The 15,326-nt window shown below is 64.3% G+C and carries 11 protein-coding genes; 6 read left to right on the top strand and 5 right to left on the bottom strand.

Annotated elements, in window-relative coordinates; translation table 11 throughout:
- The first annotated feature begins 11 nt into the window (after positions 1 to 11).
- A complete protein-coding gene (locus QMA15_RS13860) occupies positions 12 to 1,151 on the top strand; it encodes a GuaB3 family IMP dehydrogenase-related protein (protein WP_021332462.1) in 1,140 nt (379 codons plus the stop codon).
- Positions 1,152 to 1,324: 173 nt separating this feature from the next.
- Entirely contained in the window at positions 1,325 to 3,079 is a 1,755-nt protein-coding gene (locus QMA15_RS13855) for a GMC family oxidoreductase (RefSeq protein WP_020906934.1), read from the top strand.
- A gap of 83 nt (positions 3,080 to 3,162) precedes the next feature.
- On the opposite strand, the gene QMA15_RS13850 is transcribed toward QMA15_RS13855, so the two are convergent.
- Both QMA15_RS13850 and QMA15_RS13845 read right to left on the bottom strand, forming a co-directional pair.
- Positions 3,163 to 4,920, bottom strand: coding sequence for an Ig-like domain-containing protein (locus QMA15_RS13850; protein ID WP_020969070.1), 1,758 nt, complete (start codon positions 4,918 to 4,920; stop codon positions 3,163 to 3,165).
- 51 nt (positions 4,921 to 4,971) lie between these two features.
- The gene (locus QMA15_RS13845; RefSeq protein WP_279163702.1) at positions 4,972 to 6,741 is read right to left on the bottom strand and encodes an Ig-like domain-containing protein; all 1,770 of its coding nucleotides are present in this window, start codon (positions 6,739 to 6,741) and stop codon (positions 4,972 to 4,974) included.
- Between the two features lie 367 nt (positions 6,742 to 7,108).
- On the opposite strand from QMA15_RS13845, the gene guaA reads away from it, so the two are divergent.
- A complete protein-coding gene (gene guaA / locus QMA15_RS13840; protein ID WP_019747593.1) occupies positions 7,109 to 8,680 on the top strand; it encodes a glutamine-hydrolyzing GMP synthase in 1,572 nt (523 codons plus the stop codon).
- Positions 8,681 to 8,735: 55 nt separating this feature from the next.
- On the opposite strand, the gene QMA15_RS13835 is transcribed toward guaA, so the two are convergent.
- Both QMA15_RS13835 and QMA15_RS13830 read right to left on the bottom strand, forming a co-directional pair.
- Complete coding sequence (locus QMA15_RS13835) at positions 8,736 to 8,969, bottom strand: hypothetical protein (RefSeq protein ID WP_020906937.1); 234 nt, start codon at positions 8,967 to 8,969, stop codon at positions 8,736 to 8,738.
- The gene (locus tag QMA15_RS13830; RefSeq protein WP_069145833.1) at positions 8,966 to 10,360 is read right to left on the bottom strand and encodes a PspC domain-containing protein; all 1,395 of its coding nucleotides are present in this window, start codon (positions 10,358 to 10,360) and stop codon (positions 8,966 to 8,968) included. The genes QMA15_RS13835 and QMA15_RS13830 overlap by 4 nt, the downstream gene beginning before the upstream one ends.
- 236 nt (positions 10,361 to 10,596) lie before the next feature.
- Here QMA15_RS13830 and QMA15_RS13825 point away from each other — a divergent pair, with 236 nt between their 5' ends.
- Genes QMA15_RS13825 through QMA15_RS13815 form a run of 3 tightly spaced genes read left to right on the top strand, consistent with a single transcriptional unit; the run spans position 10,597 to position 14,037 of the window.
- Positions 10,597 to 11,877, top strand: coding sequence for an ATP-binding protein (locus tag QMA15_RS13825; protein WP_037134353.1), 1,281 nt, complete (start codon positions 10,597 to 10,599; stop codon positions 11,875 to 11,877).
- Positions 11,874 to 12,533 carry a response regulator transcription factor gene (locus tag QMA15_RS13820; RefSeq protein ID WP_020969075.1) on the top strand — a complete coding sequence of 220 codons (660 nt, stop codon included), beginning with the start codon at positions 11,874 to 11,876 and terminating at the stop codon, positions 12,531 to 12,533. Before QMA15_RS13825 ends, QMA15_RS13820 begins: the two co-directional genes overlap by 4 nt.
- A 49-nt stretch (positions 12,534 to 12,582) precedes the next feature.
- Entirely contained in the window at positions 12,583 to 14,037 is a 1,455-nt protein-coding gene (locus tag QMA15_RS13815) for an MFS transporter (protein ID WP_279163703.1), read from the top strand.
- Here QMA15_RS13815 and QMA15_RS13810 read toward each other — a convergent pair.
- Positions 14,034 to 15,242 (bottom strand): MFS transporter, encoded by a 1,209-nt coding sequence (locus QMA15_RS13810; protein ID WP_020906942.1) that lies wholly within the window; start codon positions 15,240 to 15,242, stop codon positions 14,034 to 14,036. The two genes, QMA15_RS13815 and QMA15_RS13810, sit on opposite strands and share 4 nt — an antisense overlap.
- Between the last annotated feature and the right edge of the window lie 84 nt (positions 15,243 to 15,326).

The following is a 15,326-nucleotide window of genomic DNA, read 5'->3' as shown; positions in this document are numbered from 1 at the left end:
AAGGGGCGCGCGTGCGCGACCTCGTTGAGATCGGCATGGGTCGAACGGCCCGACGTACCTACGAGTTGGACGATGTGAACATCGTTCCCTCCCGGCGAACCCGTTCGTCGAAGGAGGTGTCGACTGCTTGGCAGCTCGACGCTTACAGGTTCGACATCCCAGTCCTCGCACATCCCACCGACGCGTTGGTCTCGCCGACCTTCGCGATCGAGCTGGGTAAGCGCGGCGGCCTCGGTGTCATCAACGGTGAAGGCCTGTGGGGTCGTCACCCCGATGTCGAGGAGAAGCTCCGGCGTCTCGTCGAGATCGCCGAAAAGGACGGTGGCGTCGACGCAGCCATCCGCTACTTGCAGGAGCTGCACGCGGCACCGCTGCAGGCGGGTCTTCTGGCTGCTGCGGTGGCGCAGGTCCGTGATTCGGGGGTCACCACTGCCGTTCGGGTCAGTCCGCAGAATGCGCGCGCACTGACGCCCGAGCTGATCAAGGCCGGAATCGACCTGCTGGTCGTCCACGGGACGATCATCTCGGCCGAGCACGTCGTGCACACCGAGCAGGAACCGCTGAACCTCAAGACGTTCATCTCGGAACTCGACGTTCCGGTTGTCGCTGGTGGGGTCAGTGACCACCGCACCGCGCTGCACCTGATGCGTACCGGCGCTGCCGGTGTCATCGTCGGGTACGGCTCCACCGAGGGTGCAACCACCACCGGTGAGGTCCTGGGTATCGGCGTTCCGATGGCCACGGCCATTGCCGACGCTGCAGCAGCCAGGCGCGACTACCTCGACGAGACGGGTGGACGCTACGTCCACGTCATCGCCGACGGTGACATCGCAACTTCGGGTGATCTGGCGAAGGCCATCGCCTGCGGTGCCGACGCTGCCGTTCTGGGCGCGCCGCTGGCCGTGTCCGCCGAGGCGCCGGGTGGCGGCTGGTACTGGCCGTCCGCTGCGGCTCATCCTTCGGTTCCGCGTGGAGCGCTTCTTCCGGTTTCCTACGGCGAGCGTCCGAGCCTGGATCAGGTCCTGAGCGGTCCTTCGGATGATCCGTACGGTTCTCTGAACTTCGTCGGCGGTCTTCGTCGGTCGATGGCCAAGGCCGGGTACTCCGACCTCAAGGAGTTCCAGAAGGTCGGGCTGACGGTCCGCGCGTAGTTTGTACCTTTCTGTGGCCCCGGTTCTTCGTGAACCGGGGCCACAGTTCGTTGTGCAGGACTTTCTTCCGTTCCTGATACTTGCGGTTACGCTTATGGGGCCCCTTGTGGTGGTAGTCACAAGGGATAGGTGCATACTGGCGGGTAACTACGGTTCACGGTGGAGGTGTCCTGATGGGCAAGCAACGGGCAACGGACTACGACGTACTGATCGTCGGATCCGGGTTCGGCGGAAGCGTGAGCGCGCTTCGTCTCGTGGAGAAGGGCTACAAGGTCGGCGTCATCGAAGCCGGCCGACGGTATGCCGACGAAGATTTCGCGAAGACCAGCTGGGATCTCAAGAAGTTCCTCTGGGCTCCGAAGCTGGGTTGCTTCGGCATTCAGCGCGTGCATCTGCTGCGCGACTGCCTCATCCTCGCGGGTGCAGGGGTCGGCGGCGGGTCGTTGAATTACGCCAATACGCTGTACCAGCCACCGGAGCCGTTCTTCCAGGACAAGCAGTGGGCGCACATCACCGACTGGCGAAGTGAGCTCACCCCGTACTACGAGCAGGCTCAGAAGATGCTCGGCGTCGTGCAGAATCCGCACATGACGCCCGCTGACGAGATCATGAAGTCGGTCGCCGACGACATGGGCGTCGGCGACACGTTCATCCAGACGCCCGTCGGCGTCTACTTCGGTGAGCCGGGCAAGAAGGCGAAGGACCCGTACTTCGGCGGCGTCGGACCCGAGCGCACAGGTTGCATCGAGTGCGGCGAGTGCATGACGGGCTGCCGTCACGGCGCGAAGAACACTCTCCTCAAGAACTACCTGGGCCTTGCCGAGACAGCCGGCGCCGAGATCATTCCGATGACCACTGTGTCCGGACTTCGTGAGGCTCGCGACGGTTCGTGGGATGTGTTCACCGAGCGAACCGGTGCATTCGGACGAAAGAACCGCCGCACCTACACGGCTGCGAACGTGATTCTCGCGGCCGGAACGTGGGGCACTCAGCATCTGCTCTTCGACATGAAGGACACCGGAGCGCTGCCCAAGCTCTCCGACAAGCTCGGCGAGCTGACTCGAACGAACTCCGAATCCATCGTCGGCGCAGGCAAGTACAAGGTCGATCCTGCACTCGACCTGACCCGCGGAGTGGCGATCACGTCGTCGTTCCACCCGAGTAGTGACACCCACATCGAGCCGGTCCGCTACGGCAAGGGTTCCAACGCGATGGGACTGCTGCAGACCTTGATGACGGATGGCGGTGGCTCGACACCGCGGTGGATCAAGTTCCTCGGTGTGGTCGCGAAGAACCCGTACCAGATGCTGCGCATGCTGACTGTCAAGGACTGGAGCGAGCGCACGATCATTGCGTTGGTCATGCAGAACCTCGACAACTCGATCACCACGTACACGAAGAAGGGCCTGTTCGGTCGACGCAAGGTCACCAGCAAGCAGGGCCACGGTCAGCCGAACCCGACGTGGATTCCCGAGGGCAACGAGGCGACGCGTCGAGTTGCCGCGAAGATCGACGGCGTCGCAGGCGGCACGTGGGGCGAGATCTTCAACGTTCCTTTGACCGCGCACTTCCTGGGCGGTTGCGCTATCGCGTCGGATTCCGATCACGGTGTCATCGATCCGTACCACCGCGTGTACGGCTACCCGACGCTCAGCGTCGTCGACGGTGCAGCGGTGTCGGCCAATCTCGGCGTGAATCCGTCGCTGACCATCGCCGCTCAGGCCGAGCGCTCGGCCTCGCTGTGGCCGAACAAGGGGGAGACGGACCTGCGTCCCGCCCAGGGCAGCGGCTACGAGCGTTTGGCTCCGATTGCACCCAAGTCGCCCGTGGTGCCGGCGTCGGCTCCGGCAGCGCTGGTTCTGCCGATCGTGAAGATCACCGGCGGCAAGACGGCTACGGCTGTTCCGGCGGAGCCTGCTGCCGGATAGTTCACCGCGAACCGAAAAGGGGCGTGTCGTCGAGGATTCGACGGCACGCCCCTTTTGCAGTTTCAGATCGTCAGCCCACCTTGTCAGCCGCCCAGCGACCCGAAGAGGGTGCCGAGGTCGAGGCTGCCGGTTCCGCCACCGGGTCCGCCGTCGGTATCACCGGGGACGGTCAGGGTCTGCGGCGCGGAGGCCGAGGACGTGTAGCCCGAACCACCCACGAATTCGGCGGTGACACTGTAGGTCCCGGAGTTGTAGAAGGTGGCCGGTACCGTTGCGACACCGTTGACCACGTCGACCGGTCCACCGATGAGGGTGTCACCGACCTTGAACTGGACCTTGCCCGTGGCACCGGCCGGATCGACCGTTGCCTTGAGTGTCACCGGGGTGTTCTTCTGAACAGTTCCGACGGCGTCGAGAACCGTGGACGTCTCGACGTCAGCGGGAGCCGGAGTCGTGACACTGACCGGGAATGCCGGGGCAGCGGACGGCGCGAATCCTGGTGAACCCGTGAACTTCGCGACAACCTTGTGCGTTCCTGTCGAGGTGAAGGTGTACGGAGCGATGGCAACTCCGTCTGTTCCGACCGTGGCAGTCAGCGTTTCGGTGCCGTCGACGATGAAGTCGACGGTGCCGCCGGTGCCCTGCGGATCGACCTTGGCGGTGAGGTTGACGTCCTGACCGACCTTCGCGGTAGACGGCGAAACCGTTGCGGTAGTGGTCACGGCGTCAGGCGGCGCATCGGTCGTGACGGTCACGATCTTGGCCGACGCCGACGTCGACGCCAGGAATCCGGGTGCACCGCTGTAGCTCGCGGTGATGGAGTGCGGTCCGTCCTCGGTGAAGGTCGGGGAGATGCTTGCCGACCCTCCGGTTACCGGCACCGCGTCCCCGAGGGGGTTGTCGCCGTCGAAGAACTGGACGGTTCCACCGTTTGCGCCGCCGCTCACGTTGGCCGACAGAGTGACAGGAGTTCCGTTCTTGGCGTTGGCCGGTCCGACGACAGTGGTGGTGGTTGCCTTGTCCGCTTCGATGATCCGTGTCGTGGCGAGGGGGCCTGCGCCGCTGTTGAGAGGACCGTTCTCAGCGTCACGAGGGGTGCACCGAGTAGGCGCCCAGGCGGTGATGACCAGGGTGGCCTTGGGGAGGAACGTGAGGAAGTTGCGATCGTTGTTCCATGCTCCTGCGCTGCCGCCGGTGCGTACCTTCATCGCGACGTCCCCTGAATCGCCGGCCTTGAGAACTGCCTTGACCTGGGGGAGTTGGAACTGGGTGTAGCCGTCGGCATTGTTGGAGCCGTCGACGTTCTTGCCGGTCGCCTTGACGACTATCCCGCCCTCGGAGTTGATGCTCGAGCTGGGGCTGTTGCCGATGACCTGGTTGTTTCCGGAGAGACGCAGAATCGTTCCGTTGGGATCGACGTTGCCGTTCTCGTTGACACGCAGGATGTTCGGCGCGACACCGCTGAGCCCTGCCGAAGTTCCGGGAACGATGGTGGCTTCCACCAGGGTGGCGTTCGCGGGAACGTCGACGTCGACCTTGATGCGGGAGACGTTCTGGACGGTCGCCCCCGAAGCCGATCCGGGGAAGGCGATGGGACCGGGTTGGATGGTGACCTCGAAGGTCTCACCCGCTCCGACGCTCTCCGGTGCGTCGACGATGACCGAACCGGACTGGGACTGCGTGGTCGGACCGGCGACGGCGGACGGGGTTGCGAGGCAACTCGTTCCGAAAGTTGTTGTCACCGGGGCCGCTGATGCGGGGATTCCCGCGAGGATGACGCCACTGGCGAGTGCCGTGGCGGCGATCGGCGCCGCGATGCGACGTCTGGAGTACACGAACATGGATTCTCCTGAGCTGGGTACGGGAGTGGTGTCCAAAGCTGATGTGGGGGACTAGCTTCCGAAGAGCGGGATGAGGCCGCTGAGTGAACCGGTGTCCACGCTTCCGGTGCCGCCGCCGTCGGTCGGCGCGGTGCCGACCTGCACGACCGTCGGGCCGGAGACGGAGTTCTTCCAGCCGGCGTCGCCGACGAAGTTGGCAGTGAGGCCGAACGTTCCCTCGTCGTCGAAGGTGTGCGTGAGCGTCGCGACGCCGTTGACGACGGCAACGGGTGCGCCGATGGGCGTCGTGCCGGACTTGAACTGGACCATTCCGTTTGCTGTTCCGGGTGCAACGGTGGCCTTGAGTTGCAATGCCTTTCCGACCTGAGCGGAGCCGCTGACAGTCAGAACTGTCGTGGTGTCCGCGCGGGCGGGCTCGGGATCGGTCACGTTCACCGTGAACGATGTGGACGTGGAGCCGATGAATCCGGTTCCGCCGGAGAACTCGGCAACTACGGCTGCGGCACCGGCTGATGCGAAGGTGTGCGGGAGGATCGCGACGCCGTCACCCGTGCCGACGGGTGCGGTACCGACCTCGGCGCCGTCGACCTTGAACGTCACGGTTCCGCTGCTCGGGATGGGGGAGACGGTGGCCGAGAGGTTGGTCGGTTCACCGACGACTGCTGTGAGCGGTTCGACAACGGTGGTGGTGGTTCCCCAGTCGGGATCGCTGACGTCGAGTTGGGTTGCGGTGGACACTGAATCGCCGTAGCCGGCCTCGCCGGTGAACACTGCGGTGAAGCTGTGCGTGCCGGAGGCGTCGTAGCTGCGGGTCAGGGAAGCCGTTCCGTCGACCACGGCCACCGGTGCGCCGAGGTTGGTGTCGCCGTCCTTGAACTGCACCGTGCCCACGGCGTTGGCCGGAGTGACGACGGCGCTCACGGTGATGCTGTCACCGACCAATGCTGCGTTCGGAGCCGAGATCGTGGTGGTGGTGTCCGCGGAGACGTCGACGGTCTGGACTCCGGAGGTCGAGCTGTGGAATCCCGGACCGGCGTTGTACGCGGCGGTGATGTCGTGGGCGCCGACGCTGTCGAAGGTGTGGGAGAGGGTGGCGCTACCGCCCGAGACCGGGACGGGTGCGCCGATGTCGTTGCCGCCGTCCTTGAACTGGACGGTGCCGCTCGCGTCGGACGGCGCAACCGTCGCGGTCAGGTCGACCGGCGTGCCGACCTTCGCCGTTGCCGGTGCAACCAGAGTGGTTCCGGTGGCGACAGACGGGTCGACGACCTGGACGTTGACGTTGATCGGGTTGAGGCCCTGCTGCGTGCTGAAGGCGTTGACGTCGAAGAGCATGCCGCTGTCGTACGTCCCGAACGCTGTGCCGACAGGGACCGTGTAGGTCGCTTCGAGCGTGACGGGTTGGTTCTTCTTGACGACGAATCCACCGACGAGGAAGGTGCAGCCGCTCGAGCACTTCGCTGAGACTCCGCCATCTGATTCGTTGCTGATCGTCGCCCGGTTGGTCACACCCAGGTAGGTGGCCTTGGCGCTGCCCGGCACGAGGACGAATCCTGCGGGCGGGATGTCACGGATCTTTGCGATCGACCGTTCGATGCCGCTTTCGTTGTGCTTGATCTCGGTCTTGTACGTGACGGTGTCACCCGGGTGAACTGCCGCGTTCCCGATGACACTCTTCGTGAAGATCAGATTGTCGGTCGTGCCGGTGAAGGTGGTCGGCGGGGCTTCGTCAGCAGTGGCCGGCGTGCCGAGGGCTAGAAGTCCGGCGGCAGCCGTCACAGCCGCGACAGGTATGGCGAGTCGTCGTATGAATCGACGCACAGGTCCTCCTCGAGGTGAGCGCCGTTCGGCGGCGCCGGCCGTTTGCGATCGTGATCCTGATCACTTGACGGGCGAGATTACCTTTACTGGACGTTTGGTTCAGGCGAATCGGTCAAACGTCCAGAAAATTCACCCTCCGTCCATTTCGGGCTCTGGCCTGCGATGATGTCGCCGATTTGATTGCCGAAGCTAAAGTGCGGGTGATTGGGGCATCGTTAACCTGGACGGTGGTCTAGTTCGCCCCGAGGTCGCCGCGCAGTCCGGAGGGTCGGCCTTTGTAGTGACGTACCTCGCGCTCACTCGGCCGAGGAGCGGGCTGAGTCCATGCATGCGCAGAAGCGCTGGCTGCGGCGATTAGACTGCACCTGTGGCAGATATCGAGCAGCAGAGACCAGTTCTTGTCGTCGACTTCGGAGCGCAGTACGCGCAGTTGATCGCACGGCGAGTTCGCGAAGCCAAGGTCTACTCGGAGGTGATTCCGCACACCACGACCGTCGAGGAGATCGTGGCCAAGAACCCCTTGGCTGTTGTGCTCTCGGGTGGGCCCTCGAGTGTCTACGCAGACGGTGCTCCCAAGCTCGATCCCGCACTTTTTGATCACGACATCCCGGTTTTCGGAATCTGCTACGGATTCCAGGCAATGGCAGGCGCCCTCGGCGGCACCGTTGCCGAGACCGGCACCCGCGAATACGGTCGTACCGACATCGCGGTATCCGGTGGGTTGCTGCACGACGGACTTCCCGCGACGCAGCCGGTGTGGATGAGCCACGGTGACGCCGTCACCGAAGCGCCGTCGGGCTTCGAGGTGACTGCGACCAGCGATGGCGCTCCCGTCGCAGCGTTCGAAGATCGCGCCCGCAAGCTCGCCGGCGTGCAGTACCACCCCGAGGTTCTGCATTCCCCACACGGTCAGCAGGTCCTGAGCCGCTTCCTGCACGAGATCGCCGGTATTCCGGCAGCGTGGACGGCGTCCAACATCGCCGATGCGCTGATCGAGCAGGTTCGCGAGCAGGTCGGCGACGGACACGCCATCTGCGGTCTGTCCGGTGGTGTCGACTCGGCTGTCGCTGCGGCTTTGGTTCAGCGGGCAATCGGCGACCGGTTGACGTGTGTCTTCGTCGATCACGGTTTGATGCGAGCCGGTGAGCGCACGCAGGTCGAGCAGGACTTCGTCGCGGCAACCGGTGCGCGTCTGATCACCGTGGATGCTGCGGACACCTTCATCGGTGAGCTGGCTGGGGTCACCGATCCCGAGACCAAGCGCAAGATCATCGGCCGCGAGTTCATCCGCAGCTTCGAAGGCGCAGTCAGTGATGTTCTGGGCGAGAACGCATCTCACGGTGCGACCGTCGACTTCCTCGTGCAGGGCACCCTGTACCCGGATGTCGTGGAGTCCGGCGGCGGCACGGGAACTGCAAACATCAAGAGCCATCACAATGTCGGCGGGCTGCCGGAAGACCTGCAGTTCAAGTTGGTCGAACCGCTGCGTCTGCTGTTCAAGGACGAGGTCCGTGCAGTGGGCCGCGAACTCGGTCTGCCGGAAGAGATCGTCGGACGCCAGCCGTTCCCCGGTCCCGGACTCGGTATCCGCATCATCGGTGAGGTCACCCGCGATCGCCTCGAGATCCTGCGTCATGCAGATTCCATTGCGCGCGAAGAGCTTACGTCTGCAGGCTTGGACGGAACGATTTGGCAGTGCCCGGTGGTTCTCCTCGCCGACGTCCGCAGCGTGGGCGTGCAGGGTGACGGCCGGACGTACGGTCATCCGATCGTGCTGCGTCCGGTCTCGAGTGAAGACGCGATGACCGCAGACTGGACGCGTCTGCCGTACGAGACCCTCGAGCGCATCTCGACTCGAATCACCAACGAGGTTGCGGACGTGAACCGCGTAGTCCTCGACGTGACGAGCAAGCCGCCGGGAACTATTGAGTGGGAGTAAAAACAACTGTGCGCCTTTATTAACCCCCCGCGGTTAATAAAGGCGCACAGTAGTTTTACTTGCGGTTGCGCCGATTCGGCAGAATCACCAGCAGTAGTCCTGCCACGACGGCGGCACCGACGAACAGCCAACGGAATTGAATGTTCGCTGCCGGCGCCAGAGAGAACGGCCCGACCAACGCCCACACGCTGACCAGTAGTGCGGCCAGTCCGGCGATCAGCAGAAGTGCCGAGGGGCGCTTGGATTCTCGGGTCTCGTCCTGGTCTGTCGTCTCGTCGTACTCGCTCATGATTGCGTCACCTTCAGGCTGCCGAACGTGGCTTTGGCGTTGATGGTCAGGGTGGGAGAGTCCGGTGTCACATCACGGCCCGGGTGTATTCCGCCGTCGAGGCAACCCGATCCGTCACCCATGACGACGGTGCAGCTGTTCTTGACGTTGACGGTTGGTGGCACCATGACGGTGAACTCGCCGAACGACGCCGCGACGTCGATGGTCTTGTCCTCGGTGAACTTGACCCCGTTGAGGTCGAGAGTGAAGCTTCCGAAGGCTCCCGAATACGACGGCTCCAGCTCGGAAGCTGTTGCCGGAGTCCATCTTTGCTCACCCGAGGCGTCGAACTCGATCGGGTAGACCAGCGAGGCGAGAAGCACGAAACCCACGAGTGGTCCGGTGACGACCAGCAGGCCGTACCCCTTGCGGAAGAATGCCCCGAGGATCAGGCCGAGTGCGATGACGGCGAGTCCGACTGCACCGACCCGGCCGGGAGTGAACCACTCGTTGCCGGTTGCGGCGCCCGCTGCCCCGGTGACTGCGGCGACGATGATTGCGAGTCCGAGGACCGTCAGCGTCCAACGCGAGCGACGCTTACGTGGCGGCAACGGGAGCAGCGGTGTGGCCTTGGCTGCCGGATCCGGAAGATCCCAGGCGAACGGAGCGACACCGAGCGGATCCCAGGACGGCGGCGTGATGGCGGCCTCACCGATCACCTCGGTCGGATTGGTGCTGACCGAAGCGCTCGGGTCCTTCGACAGGTTGATCGTCGGATGAGCGGCCTGAGATTGTGGTGACTGCTGCGGATGGTCGGCCGGTCGTTCCTCGGGCACATAACTGTCGGGGAGTTTGGTGTACGGCGTGTACACGGGAGGCTGATTGGGCGCGAAGTATCCGGGGGTGAACGGCCCAGGCGTGAATCCGGTGCCTGGATACGCGGTACCTGCGCCGACATAAGGCGACGTGTTCTGCGGCAGTGCGGGCGGGATGGGCGCTCGTTGGTAGAGCAGCCACAGGCCACCGACCATCAGGATCAGCCCGATCAGTCCGGAACCGCCCAGACCGACGCCGACGGGGCCGACAGTCGTAGCCGCGATGGCGAGGGCCACCAGCAAGACGATGGTCTTGGTACTGGAATCGGAACTGTGTCCGCGGCCCATCAACGACTGCGCGGGGGACGATCCGTCACCGGCACGGGCAAGTACCAACCAGCCGGCGAGGTAGAGAAGGATGCCTGAGCCACCGAAAATGGTGGACGCGACAAACGCCACGCGTACGAGAACGGGGTCGATGCCGTACCGGTATCCGATTCCGGCGCATACCCCAGCCACGTGACCTTGTGCCGGCAGACGCACGGGGCGGGTCCGCCACAGATCCTGGATCTGTTCTTGGAAAGTCGGATTGTTCATGAATCAATCCTGGCTTCCGAGGCAGCCTCCGCGCATCAGGGCCAACCCTGATCTTTGTGGTGATCGCGGGTGAGTGTGGCGGCCTGATTCAGGGTTGGACCCTGATGTGTGTCCGCGTGGTTCGTGCCAGTATCGACTATGTGCAATATCTGTCAGATCCGCCGTTCGTGAGCGGTCCCGCTCCCGGGTTTGCGGGAGGCCCGCCCGTCAACGGGGTACCGGTGCATCCCGTACCCATGAAGAAGGGCGTGCCCATTCCGGGTGCCGTGCCACTGCGAAAGCTGGAGCGGCGCTCCGGCGGTCGCATCGTCGCCGGAGTTGCGGGCGGGATCGCCGATCATCTCGGTATCGACGTCCTGAAAGTGCGCGTCGCCTTCACGATTCTTGCGGCGATGGCCGGATCCGGCATCGTCATTTACGGCGCCTTGTGGATCTTCACCTCCGCCGGCACGGACACGCAGAAGCCGTCCGCGGCCGAGAGGCAGCGGGCGTACGGCTTGATCGCACTCGGATTGGGCGGCGCAGCCGCGTTGTCCTGGTTGTTCAGCGGCACGGCGGGTTCGGTGCTCGCGCCGTTCTTCGTCGTCGCGATCGGTGCCGCCTTGGTGTGGCGCGAGTTCGACTCCGACGGTCCCCGTACTGTCATCGGCTTGCCGCAGCGGCCTACCGTTCTGACGTGGGCGCGGGTGGTCGGGGGAGCCACCTTGATCATCTTGGGTCTTGGCGTTGTCGTCCTTGCTCAGGTCGACCTCGAAGCACTGCGCTCGTCTCTCTTGGCGGTGGTCGTGACGCTGATCGGTGTCGGTTTGTTGACGGTGCCCCTGTGGCTGCGGATGTGGCGTGCTCTCGGCGCCGAGCGTGCGGCCCGAATTCGCAACGACGAACGTGAAGAGATTGCGTCGCACCTACACGACTCCGTCCTTCAGACGTTGGCTCTGATTCAGAAGCAGTCCGACAACCCACAAGAGGTGGCGCGCCTGGCCCGCGGTCAGGAACGCGAGCTGCGCAAGTGGTTGTTCAGCGGCGGCGACATCGACCACACGAGCCTGACGGAAGGCCTGAAGATCATCGCCGGTGAAGTGGAAGACCAGCACGGTGTCACGGTCCGTCCCGTCACTGTCGGCGACGTACAACTCGAAGGCGAAGGCGTCGAGAACGGCCTGCCCAAGGAAGCGTTCACCGCGCTCCTCGGTGCGACGCGTGAAGCTCTCGTGAACTCGGCAAAGCACTCGGGGGAGAAGGAAATCAATCTGTTCGCCGAGGTCGAGGGTGATCAGGTCAGTGTGTTCGTTCGTGATCGCGGCGTCGGATTCGACGTCGACGCGGTGCCGGAGGATCGCCAGGGGCTGGCCAAGTCGATTCGTGGTCGAATCGAGCGGCGCGGTGGCCGCGTCGTGGTTCGATCCGACATCGGAAAGGGCACCGAAATCCGCGTGCACATGCCGCTCGGTGACTCTGCTCTAAAGTGGGACCAGACTGCTGACCGTGTCGACAACCCCGAGGAACAGCCCCAGTGACTTCGCTTGCGCCGCCCCCGTACCGCGTATTTCTTGTCGACGATCATGCAGTGTTCCGCTCCGGGGTGAGGGCCGAGCTCTCGCGCGAGACGGATATGGATGTCGTCGGTGAGGCCGGCGGCGTCGCGGAGGCAATCGCCGGTATCAACTCGACGAAGCCGCACGTCGTTCTGCTCGATGTCCACATGCCCGACGGTGGTGGAGTGGCAGTTCTGCGCGGAATCGATTCCGGCCCGGTGTGCCTGGCGCTCAGCGTTTCCGATGCCGCCGAAGACGTGATCGCGGTGATCCGCGGCGGTGCGCGCGGGTACGTGACCAAGACGATCTCGGGATCCGAACTTGCCGAGGGCGTACGACGCGTTGCCGGTGGTGACGCGGTGTTCGGGCCGCGCCTGGCAGGTTTCGTGTTGGACTCCTTCACCGGACGCTCCAATGCACCCGAGCCACAACTCGATCCGGAACTCGACTCGCTCACTCCGCGAGAACTCGAAGTGCTCAGATTGCTGGCACGTGGGTACACCTACCGTGAAATTGCCGAGGACCTGGTGATTTCCGTGAAGACCGTCGAGACTCACGCATCGAACGTTCTGCGAAAGACTCAGCAGTCCAATCGCAATGCGCTGACACGTTGGGCACATCGCCGACAGATCGACTGAATTTCCGCGCACCCTTTCGCGATTGCGAGTGAAGGCGCACCATGGACCGATGACGGAACCACTGGCGCTCGCGTCGAGACGTGGGCGTTGGGTTGTCGCCGCCACCGTTCTCGGCTCGAGCATGGCTCTCCTCGACGGCACCGTCGTCAACATTGCTCTGCCGCACATCGGCGAGGACTTGAATTCCGGTGTCGCCGGGCTGCAGTGGACTCTCAGCGGATACACCTTGGCATTGGCGTCGCTGATACTGCTCGGCGGAGCCCTCGGCGATCGTTGGGGTCGGCGGCGGGTATTCGTGTGGGGGACGGTCTGGTTCGCGGTCGCGTCGTTGCTGTGCGGAATTGCACCTGACATCACATTTCTGGTGATTGCGCGGATCCTGCAGGGAGTGGGAGCTGCGCTCTTGACGCCTGGCAGCCTTGCCATCATTTCCGCGTCACTTCGCGAGGAGGACCGCGGTGCGGCCATCGGCTTGTGGTCGGGCTTGGGTGGTGTCGCCGGCGCTATCGGTCCGCTGTTCGGCGGTTGGCTGGTGGAAGTGGCGGGATGGCGATCGGTGTTCCTGCTCAACATTCCGTTGGCGATCGTCGTGGTGTGGGCAGCGGTGCGCCACGTGCCCGAGAGCCGCGATCCGCATCCGCCCGAGCACCTGGACGTGGTCGGATCTGCCTGCGCAGTAGTCGGTCTCGGGGCGCTGACGTACGGGCTGATCGAAGTCAACCCGATAGTCGGGCTGGTCGGGGTGCTCGCGCTGTGCCTGTTCGTTGTGGTGGAACGTCGATCGCCGAGTGCGTTGGTGCCGCCGTCCCTGTTTCGTTCGCGGATGTTCGTCGCGGCCAATCTGGTGACTCTCGCGGTCTATGCGGCGCTTGGCGGTGTGTTCTTCCTGCTCGTGCTGCAATTGCAGTTGGTCGCGGGGTACTCACCGGTGGCTGCCGGCGTCGCAACGGTACCGATCACCTTGGCATTGTTGCTGTTGTCTTCGCGCGCGGGAAGTTACGCGCAGACGCACGGACCGCGATTGCCGATGACGGTCGGGCCCGCCGTTGCCGCGGTGGGGTTGGTGTTGATGACGCGGATCGGCCCGGATGCGTCGTACCTGACCGTCGTGCTGCCGGGAGTTCTGGTCTTCGGGCTCGGCCTGGCGGTGATGGTGGCGCCGTTGACTGCGGCCGTGCTCGGCTCGGTGCCGGTGGAGCAGTCCGGAATCGCGTCAGGTGTGAACAATGCCGTTGCTCGCACGAGCCAGCTTCTTGCGGTTGCGGCCTTGCCCGCTCTCGTGGGCATTGATGCCGAGAGCCTGGTCGATCCGTCGAGTTTCTCCGACGGTTTCCGGTACGCGATGTACATCTGTGCGGCGCTGCTGTTGATCGGTGCGGCCATCGCCGCGACGCTGATCCGTACTCCGACTGTCGAGCCTGTTCAGGAAGCGGATTCGGTTGCGTGCAAGCCGCATTGTGATCTGACGGGACCTGCAGTGCAACCGAATCCGATGAGGGACTAGACGCTGATGTCGCGATCTCGGCTGGGCACCAAGGGGATTGCCGCGGCTGGAAATGCCGCGACTATCGCGAAAGCGAGCGGGTAGCCGACCGCGCCGATCAGCGCACCGACCACCGGGCCCACTGCTGACGCGGCAATGAACTGGCCGGTGTTCTGTGCGCCCAACGCTTTTCCTTGCCATTTCGGCCCGGCCGCTTCGGCGACGGATGTGAACGCCAAACCGTTGTCGGCGACGCTGACGGTGGTTGCCAGCAGCAGGATCAGGGCCGGAACGCCCCAAGGCGCTGCGCCGGCTGCTGCCATTGCCAACATGACCGCGGATGCGGAGACGGCAACCAACCTCAGCGGGCCTACTCTGCTTCCGGCGCGATCACTCCAGATGCCGACGACGATGCGGCCGAGCGCACCCACGAACTGGGAGATCCCGATCAGGAGTCCAGCGGGCGCCGCGTCCCAGCCTTGCTCGCTGATCAGCCAGACCAGACCGAACGTCGAGAGGGTGAACTGCGGAAACACCAGGAGTGCCGAGACGACGTGAATGCGCCAGAGGAACCAGTTCGAGCGATAAGGGTTGATCGTTTCGACCGGGATATCTGTGGGCCGTGCCGCCGGGCGCGGGGGATTGACCAATGCGACGGCACAGATCAGGGCGAGGACGCCGTTGAGCGCCACCGATAGTCCGACGGCCGAACCGATTCCTACGTTTGCAGCGAGAGTCGGGATGGTCAACGACGCAATGGTCACGCCCAGTGGCTGTGACATCTGCCTGATGCCCATCGCAAGGCCGCGCCGATCCTTGGGAAACCAGCCGACCACAACACGCCCACTGGCGGCGTTGGTGCTCGCCGCAGCCATTCCGCCCAGTAGAAATGCGATCCCGAGGAGGGCGTAGTTGTCGGTGGTGGTCGCGGCGAGCGCGGCGATCGCCGTCAGCGCGAGCCCGATGGAGATGACCCATTTCTCACCGAATCTGTCGGCCATCGCTCCCCACGCCACCAAGGTGAGAACCATGCCGAAAGTGGGTGCAGCGGCCAGGGTTCCGGCTTGTGTCAACGAGAGACCGTGCTCGGAATGCAGCAGCGGGATCAAAAAGGCGGGGGTGCTGACGAAGACGGTGCCTGCGGCCTGGGCTGCGACGCCGATTCCGAGCATCGTCCACGCCTTCGGGGAGACGGCCGTCTTTTCCAACCGCGACGCCTGCGTCATGGTGCCCTCCGATTTCTACGCTGTTCGACGATGCCGACGCTACTCGTGTGGTTTCACATGTTGAAACCAGAATCCCACTATTTG

This window comes from Rhodococcus sp. APC 3903 (assembly GCF_030407755.1).
In the GTDB taxonomy this organism is placed as follows: Bacteria; Actinomycetota; Actinomycetes; order Mycobacteriales; family Mycobacteriaceae; genus Rhodococcus_F; species Rhodococcus_F erythropolis.
The sequence above is the reverse complement of the archived record's forward strand: the minus strand, read 5'-3'. Positions and strand labels throughout refer to the sequence as shown.

What these genes read in the sequence shown, in the direction of transcription:
- QMA15_RS13815 (WP_279163703.1), top strand. Translation starts at nt 12,583, where the DNA reads ATGACGGAACCACTGGCGCTCGCGTCGAGACGTGGGCGTTGGGTTGTC.
- QMA15_RS13810 (WP_020906942.1), bottom strand. Translation starts at nt 15,242, where the DNA reads ATGACGCAGGCGTCGCGGTTGGAAAAGACGGCCGTCTCCCCGAAGGCG.
- QMA15_RS13830 (WP_069145833.1), bottom strand. Translation starts at nt 10,360, where the DNA reads ATGAACAATCCGACTTTCCAAGAACAGATCCAGGATCTGTGGCGGACC.
- QMA15_RS13855 (WP_020906934.1), top strand. Translation starts at nt 1,325, where the DNA reads ATGGGCAAGCAACGGGCAACGGACTACGACGTACTGATCGTCGGATCC.
- QMA15_RS13825 (WP_037134353.1), top strand. Translation starts at nt 10,597, where the DNA reads ATGAAGAAGGGCGTGCCCATTCCGGGTGCCGTGCCACTGCGAAAGCTG.
- QMA15_RS13835 (WP_020906937.1), bottom strand. Translation starts at nt 8,969, where the DNA reads ATGAGCGAGTACGACGAGACGACAGACCAGGACGAGACCCGAGAATCC.
- QMA15_RS13850 (WP_020969070.1), bottom strand. Translation starts at nt 4,920, where the DNA reads ATGTTCGTGTACTCCAGACGTCGCATCGCGGCGCCGATCGCCGCCACG.